At 68.8% G+C, this 8,427-nt stretch carries 2 protein-coding genes; both read right to left on the reverse strand.

From position 1 onward, the window contains the following. Positions 1-175: 175 nt before the first annotated feature. Positions 176-1,465 carry a YrhB domain-containing protein gene (locus tag ABD256_RS43685; RefSeq protein ID WP_344432244.1) on the reverse strand — a complete coding sequence of 430 codons (1,290 nt, stop codon included), beginning with the start codon at positions 1,463-1,465 and terminating at the stop codon, positions 176-178. Between the two features lie 129 nt (positions 1,466-1,594). After that, entirely contained in the window at positions 1,595-8,338 is a 6,744-nt protein-coding gene (locus ABD256_RS43690; RefSeq protein ID WP_344432247.1) for a hypothetical protein, read from the reverse strand. Positions 8,339-8,427 lie beyond the last annotated feature (89 nt).

Here is an 8,427-nt window from a genome sequence, read left to right on the forward strand (position 1 = left end):
CCGCCGGCACCCTGCTCTCCACAGAACACAACAAAGCCAAATACGCCGAAATGGAAGTCCGCGCCCTCACCGGCGCCGGAGCCGAAAAAGCCACCCCGCACTGACAATCCCGCACTCCCACACTCCCGCACCCGCGCCCCGGGCCTCGAACGAGGTCCGGGGCACTTTCAGGGGGTCAGCCGATTTGGATGGTCCGCAGTTCGAGCGGATCCGGGTCGAGGAGCGGTTCCCCGTCCGGCACCATCGGGTCCACCAACCGCGGGCCCTCGTCACCGGTCACCGCCCACAGCAGTTGCCCCACGGACTCCCGGCCCTGGGCGTCCATGCGACGTACCCAGACCAAAGTACGCGTGCGAGCCGGGAATTCCTGGACCTCGTCCAGCACTCCCGCCCATGTCCGATGGACGCTCACGCTTCGCGCTCCGCCGAGTTCGGCCAGCATCGGGGTGTACCAGGCGGCCGTTCCCGGATCGGGCCGCGGCGGGAGGCCCGGTACTCGGGAATCCCAGTCCTTCAGCCAATTCCAGGGGTCCCGGTTCGGCAGCCCGAACGGCGCCTGCCCCGCCGCCTTGGGCACCACCAGCGCGGCGTCCAGCATCTGCTCGCGCCAGTCGCCGGTTTCCGCGAAGCGCTTGGTGGTGACCGCGAACAACCACCCGCGCGCGAGTTCGTCTTCCAGTCCGGGGGAAACCAACCGGACTTCCTCGTCGTAGGCGTCTCCCAGCCACCGTTCGGCCTTCTCCACCGCGGACGGGAGATCGGTGGCCGCCTTGTCCCACGGGATCGTGAGGTCCGCCGCCGTCAACCCCGGGCCACCGGCGAACCGCGCGACGACGAGTTCGACGACCAGTTCGTCGCTGGTGTCGGCGAGGGAACCGCGTTGGGCGTCGAGGAAGACCACGCCCTCTTTCCCGTGTTCCGCGTACAGCAGGTGACCGGTCAGCTCGTGCCCCGCGAGACGGCGACGCAGCCACACCACGGCCCGAGCGCCCTGCCCGCCCTCGGAGATCACCTTCCCGGCCTGGCCCCAGCCGGTGCAGGTGGTGGTCTCCGCGCCGGGAAAGTGCGCCGCCAGCATCCGGTCCCACCAGCCCGGCGCCTCGTCGTCCGGGTGCCACGGCATCGCGCAAGCCGGGCGCTCTGCCAGGACCGCGTCGGCCGTCACCACGCAGTTCCTGGCGTTCACGCGCCACTGGGCGCCATCGGCCGCGCCACCGAGGTTGACGTCCTCGTCGAGCGGGTCGGCGTTGGCGGCCGGAAACGGATCCGAACCGTCGCGCGGCACGCACACGGTCGCGGCGAGCATCGGCTCGGAGTCGTCCGGGTAACCACAACCGAACAGCACCAGTCGTTCCCCGACGTGAACCGGCTCGACGCCGCGCAGCACGACCCGGTCACCGTAGGTGCGGCGCAGCCACGCATGAGCGCGTTCCGCCTCCGCGAGCATCCCGATCCGCGCGGTCATGGGTTCTCCTGACTGATCGACGCGGTGACCACTCACCAATACCACCGCGACACCGCTCGCTGAGCCATGTCTTCCTCCACGGACAGTCAACTCTGGACACTCGGGCAGCAGTACCCGTGGCGTTCCGGATCAAGCATCGGCAGCGCCCAAGCGGGCCGCCCACAGCAGAGCGAGGCCGCGTGCCTGGCTGTCATCGACTTCCTCGGCGAAGACCGGCAGCCCCTCCCACCCGGCCATGCGCACCAGTTCGATCGCGACCAGGTTCGCGACCTTCGCCCGAAGCTCCTCGTCCACTACGCCCGGCTTGAACTTGGCGTCGACGATCCGTGCCGCGCGGTCATGGATCCTCCGGTAGTGCTCGGTGCCGTACCCGCTGAGAGCGTTCCCCGCGGCGGCGGCGGTGATCTCCAGCGCCTCCACGCCGTCCGGGTCCAGTCTCGGGCCGTCGGAGTCGGAAACGTCCCATGCCGCGCTGGCGAAGTGCTCGTCCACCGCGCGTTGCGCGGGATCGCCGTCCACGACGGATCCGGTGGTGTTCACGTACGGGAGGATCCTGCCCGGTACCAGCGCGCCGAAGACCTGCTGGGCGCGGGCGAACGGGTTCGCCGAGCCGCGGTCCTGGTAGGCGATATGCGCCAGCGCGTCGAGCACCGGGTGCCGGATCGCGGCCCGCTTCGCCAGCTGATCGGCGCGTTGCCTGCCGGAAGCCAGCCACACCAGTTCCGGCAGGACCTGGTGCCGCCAGTACGTCGCGTCCTCGGGGGGCAGATCCAGCAGCGCCGAGGCGTGCGAATGCAGCACCTGAGCCCAGGGGCGGCCGGTGTCCCAGTTCACCCACTGTTCGCGAACGAGGAGGATGTCCAGCAGTATCGCGGTGGCGGCGTCGGCCAGCGCCCGCCGACCGGCGTTCTCTCCGTCCGTCAACGCTGCCGTCAGGCCCGCCTCGCTGGCGATGTCGAGCAGGTTCTCGTACACCCACCCGGCGTCCTCGGCCAGGTCCGGCGGGACCAGCAGATCGGGGATGCCGAGCCATTCCTCGGCACTGTCACGCCACTGCCGCACTGTCTCTTCGGGCTGCCCGGAAAGCACCGACGACGCTTCCAGGGCCGCATCGGCATACCGATCCCGCAGCTTCCGCAGCACCAGCTCGTCCGAGTCGTTCTCGGTGATCGCCTGCGCAGCGTCCGGTGCCGAGGGCAAGAGCCGCGGCCGGTAGTCCGGAATGTCACTCTCGGCGTAATCGGGCCCCGGATAGAGTTCCCGGTTCCACGGCTGTCGTTCCCACCAGGAAGGCAAATGCCTCAGCAGCTCGTTGAAACCGACGTACAACACATCATCGGCCCCATTGACCATGTCGTCGATCCGTGCCCTGATGTTTCCTTCTTGGACAGCACGTTCAGCATCGTGGTCTTCCCCGCGCTCCTGGACGGGCGTCGAATCGAGGGCATCCACCAGCGCCACCATCCGGACGATGGACATGGCCATGAGATCGACCAGTTCGGCTTCGGTGGCCGGGCTCATCCCGACACCGACCGGCGACACCGGCGACCGCCGGGAATAGCTGTCGACGATGAGGGTCACGGCGTCGGCGCGGATCTGTTCCCGGCGGTCCTCGGGCGCCGCGTCCAAGGCCCGGCGCCCTGACCGCGCGTCGTCCGCGAACCAACTCCGGAAATCGGAAACGCGAGCCGCGAAGTCCCTTGCCGCGGCGGCGAAACCGGCCTGTTGGCGGCGCATCTCGGGTCCGCTGTGCCAATCGACGTCGTACCTTTCACCATCGGCGAACGGCACCCGCCCGTACCTGGTGAACTCGCGCATCTTCTGGGCCGTCCTGAACATGGCGATCAGCTCGGGGTCGCTCCAGACCTCTTCCCCCGCACGCTCCAGATCGTCGGTGTGGCGACTGCGGTGGAGTCCGGCCGCGATGCTCGTGATCAGACCGGTGCGAACATCCTCGTGCGGCAGGGACGACCATCCCGGCCCTCCGCGAAGGGGCCTCGGCAGCAGCAGCTCGGCCTGTGCGCGCAAACCGTCCACAATGGCCTGACCGGTGGGTCGGCTCGAGACGACCTGGTCGAGCGCATCCTGGTCGTTCCTCAGCCTGCCCCCGAACTTGTTCCGGTAAAAGACGTACGTCCCGTCCGTGTCGCGGGCCCCTCGCAGGAATTCGAAGTCGACCCGCAGCGCGCCCGCCAGGGTTTGCGGCCGGCGCGGATCCAGCTCGGCAGCGATCACCGTGACGGCGTCCTGGTACCCGGCATCGCGAGGCGCCCTGCGTGAGCCGATCAGCTCCACCGCCCTGGCACGCAGGTTTTCGGCCACCGCGCCGCCTTCGGCCTCGGCCGCCGCCGTCAGCCGCTGCTCGGCCCCGGCCACGGTCCGCGCGTCGAACGACCGCAACGGGTCCGCGGCGAGCTCACGGGCCGGCCGTTCGGGGTCCGCGATCGCTTCGTCGACCGCGCCCTCCATCAAGCGCCACACATGTTGCTGGTCGACGGCCAACGGCCCGTATCGAGCGTCGGGGGCCGGACGCTCACCGAGATGGCGTTCCACGTCCGCGGCATTCACGCTCTCGCCGCGCTCCGCGAGCGTTCGGAGGTGTTCCGCACCCCGCTCGAGTTCCTCCTGCCGATCCGCCATGATCCAGCCGAGCGCTCGATGAGCGCTCGCGGTCATCGAGACCTCGCTCCAGCTTCCGGTGAGCCGGACACGTTGCACGCCGTCCTCGTTGAACCATGCTTGCAACGATGCCCTGAAGTCAGCCTCGTTTTCCCAGAAGGCCTGGGCCTGCATGATCGATTCCGCGGCCACGCCCGCCAAGGTATCCCGGAGCTGCGCGTACCTCAGTGCGCGTTCCCGTTCACCCGGCGCACCGAACTCGTCCTGACGCAGCGCCCCGATCCAGTTCGTGGCACGCATGATCTTGTTCACCCGCTCGCGAGCCGTCAAGCTGTCCAGTTGCAGTTGCGCGAACTCGGCCAGTTCGGTGAGGTAGTCCAGCGTGCCGGTAAACCCACCCCGGGCCGTCCGGCCCTCGTCGACCGACTCGCCGCCCTCCTCCGACTCGCCGTCCGCCGACTCGCCCTCCTCCGCCGACTCGCCCTCCTCCGCCGACTCGCCCTCCTCCGCCGACTCGCCCTCCTCCGCCGACTCGCCGTCCGACTCGCTCTCCGGCTCGGCAACCCGCACCATCTCGACGGGATCCCCCACACCCACCGACTCCGCACCGGACTCATCACCCGACCCGTCCCCGGATTCGCTCTCGCTGTCGTCCGCGGTCAGCTCCGGGGTGGCGGGCGGAGCAAGCCCCCCGCCGGCCGCCCCCTCGATGGCGGTGACGAGCCCGGGACGGACGGGCCCCGGTCGACCGCGGAACTCCAGCTCGACTCGCCTGCGGTGTTCACTCAGGTAGGCATACGCGGCGGTCGAGGCCGCGATTTGGAGCTGCTTGCCGATTTCGGTTCCCAGCGTGAAGCGGTGCCGCAGGGCAGCGAACTCGGAGCGCAGATCGGCGATGAACCGGTGGGTGTAGGACTCGAGCGGGTAGTGCAGTGCCTGATGCCCGAGCACTTCGGCGGCCCGTGCGTACACACCATGCCTCGTCCCGCCGAGCAGGGTCTCGCCGGTGAGCCGCCAGCGATCGAGGTCGTCGGCGTTCGCCCGCGAAACGGCTTCGTGGCTTTCCTCGAGGCCCCGGGCAGCGGCCGGGCTCAGGCCCGCGGCCAGCGAATACGACCAGCTCCACTCGTCGAGCGAACGGACCAGCTCACGCGTGGTGTCCAGCGCGGGCGGATCGGCCGGCAGATGATCGTGCGCCGAAAGCTGGCTGCCGAGCACCGCCGCGAACCAGTCCTCGGCGGCAGACCCGTCCTCGTGGCCCCACGGCTCACCCGGCCTGGAAAGCCGTTGTGCGCCAAGGCTCCGCCACGTCTCGAACTGCTCGTCGCCGCCCCTCGCCACGTTCTCGACGACATCCCGCAGCTCGGGACTCGAAGGCGCGGGGCGGCCCAGGTGCAGGGTCAGCTGTTCGGACAGCCAGTCCGGTGCCGCGCCGAGCAGGGCCTGCATCAGCGAGGTCGCTCGCCGTTCGGCGTCCTGCCGAAACCCTTCGGCGGCTTTCCGCAGATAGCCGATGGCTTCCGCGGCCTCCCGAACGGCCAGCAGCTCCGTCGGCGAACGGTCCTGGTCCAGCGCCAGGCCGAGCGCTCCGAGGCCATCGACACGGAGCGATTCGTCGTTTCCGAATCCTCGTTCGTACCAGCGGACGGATTCCTCGTATCCTGGACGGTTTTCGAGGATTTGCATAATCTGCTCGTATTGTTCCGCAGGCGCTCCGTTGTCGACGAAATCCTCGAACAGGGGAACGTCGTAGCGCACCGTTCTGAACGCCGGAGATTCATGGGGGCCCGCCGGCCTCGGCGGCTGCCCGTCGTGCAGCAGACCGTACGCCACGAGCTTGACATAGCTTTCCCGCAGGCGCAGTTCCCTGCTCAACGGCGCCCCCTCCAGCCCGGAGAGCGCCGGAAGCCCGAGCAGGTCGGCCGCCTCTCGCATCCGGTGCTCCACGCCGGCCCCGGTTCGCTCGAGCTGGTACCTCCAGCGGGGAACCTTCCAGAAGAGCCGGATCACTTCGTCCGCATCGGCGCGCGGTGGCAGATGCGGACCGAAGATCTCCTCCGCTCCGGCGCGCAGGGCCGCCAGGAAGGGATTGTGCCATTCTTCGTGGTACAAATGCGCGGCGAACAGGTCGTCGAGGAACTCTCGGGCCGGCCCCTTCGGCACGGTCATTTCGCCGAAGAACCGCTCGCCGTACAGGTGGACCAAGTTCTCGCGCTGCCCGTCGAACGGGCCGTGCCAGTTCATCCCTATCTGCGTCCACAGAGAATCGAACTCCGCACGCCACCGCGCGCGCAGGGAGTCGATCTTGGCGGTGTCGACCACCACACCGGATCGATCGCTCGGCGGCACCGGCCGGGGCGCTGTCCCGGCCACCCGCGCGATCTCGCTCATCCGTACCGCGATCGGACCGTTGCGAAGGCTGCCCACCGCGTCGGCCTCGGCACTCAACACCGCGATGCGGCCGACGATCTCGTCCTCCGGAGTCCCGTCGTGCAGCCAGAAAGCCACCACGTCTGCCATCGGATCGAGAAGGCGTTTCCCCACGAGGGAGCGGACCGGGACATCGATCAGGTCCTTGGCCCTGGCGCGCGTCTCCTCGGGTATCTCCGTCTGGTACAGAGCCAGTCGCATCCAGTCGCCGTAGAACGTGACATTCGATTCGAAGTCGTCGAGCCAGGCACGGGTGCCGTCCGTGGTCGCCAACTGGTCGAAGCGCAGGTCCTTGGCGAACTCGGTGGTCATGTCGCGAAAGGCCGAGGGAGCCGCCGACCTGGGTAGTGCGCGCATTTTGTCCGCGAGCATGGTCACCAGGGTCGGGCGCGCGCGGAACAACCGTCGCGCCAGGCCGCCAGGAAGCCGCCCTCTGAGGTGCGCGACCGGCAACAGGTCGCTGGCCTTCGCCATCCGCCACTTCGCCTCGGCGGATTCCGTGGTCGGCAGCTTGTCCAGCACGTCGCGCAGAGGGGCGAGCCAGCTCGGCGACCGTTCGACCGTTTCCGTGCGGGAATCTTCTTCGTGCGGTGGCACCCTCTCGTCGAGCATCGTCCGCACGTTCCGGGTGACCGCGTTCGCGAGGATCGTGCGCAGTTCCTCCACCGAAGCGGCCGGGCTGGACTGCCATTCGTACAGGCGGGCGGCGTGGACCACACGGGCACCGGAAACGGCGAGCGACCAGTGCTTGCCCGGGAGGTCGGTACCGATCATCCGATCGGCGAGCACGCGCTCGTGCTCGGCGAGTCCGCTCAGGAACCTCCTCGCCTCGACGACGTGCGGGGCGAGTTGGGCGCGCAACGCGCGCTCCATGGCGACACCCGTCGACAGGTCGACGTTCTTTCGCAGCTTCAAGAACTGGGTCCGGATGTCGTCGACGATCTCGTCGACGGCACCATCGGCTGCCTTGGTGAGGATCACGACGTCGACCAGGTCCCGCAAGAGGAGCTTCTCCTGTTCGCTGCGCGGCTCGATAGCGAACTTGTCGCCGATCTCCCGCCGTTCGCGCTCCATGTCCGCGGCCAAGGCGTCGAACTCGATCTTGGCTGTCGCGATCTTGCTCGCCAATGCCTGGTACTTCGCCTGCTCGGCCGCCGGGTTGTCGATGACGCCCAACCAGTCCGAGTACTGCTCCCGAAGGCGCGTCAGCCCGGCTTCGGCGTCCGGTTTTTCCGCCATCGCGATCGCGGTCTCGAGGAACTCGTGTTCGACCTCCCGGATCCGGTCGACGCGATCGGAATCGGACGTGGGCAGTGCCAGGATCTGTTTCGTCTCGTCGAACCACGTCCTCGTCGCGGGCGCTACGGAAACAGCGTCCGGCTCTTTGCCCAAGTGCCTGCGGAAGTCCGAGATGTCCCGGTACGCCGCGATCGCCGAATCGGCGGCGGGTGCGCTGTCAGCACGGTCTTCCTCGGCTTCTTCACGCATCGCGACCAGGTCCTGGTCGGTCCAGATCCGCCGGAACTCCGCCAGGTCGCCCGATTCGATCGCCCACCGGTGCAGCCTTGCCGCGTGCACCACGGCCACGGATTCGTCCATACCGGGCGCGTTCTCGAACAGCACGGCGACCAGGTTCCGCGCGGTCGCTCTGTCCTCTTCGGACAACGAGGCGAGCGTCGCCTCCGCGTGGGCGACGTCCGGTCCGGTGCGGACGTGGGCCGTGGTCCAGGGATCGCCTTCTCGGGCCAGGCGGTCGAACACCGACTCTTGCTCGTCGGACGACGAACCGCCGACGAGGTACGTCACCGGGGCGGCGTCGTCCACATCGGACTCGTCTGCTTCGGTGTCGGTGTCGGTGTCGGTGGGGTGGGGGGCTCCGGCGCGGAGTCCGGGTGGGTCTTCGCGGTGGTCGA

This window comes from Amycolatopsis minnesotensis (assembly GCF_039529815.1).
Lineage (GTDB): Bacteria > Actinomycetota > Actinomycetes > Mycobacteriales > Pseudonocardiaceae > Amycolatopsis > Amycolatopsis minnesotensis.

Excerpts from the sequence above, each read along its gene's own strand:
- ABD256_RS43685 (WP_344432244.1), bottom strand. The coding sequence starts at position 1,465 with ATGACCGCGCGGATCGGGATGCTCGCGGAGGCGGAACGCGCTCATGCG.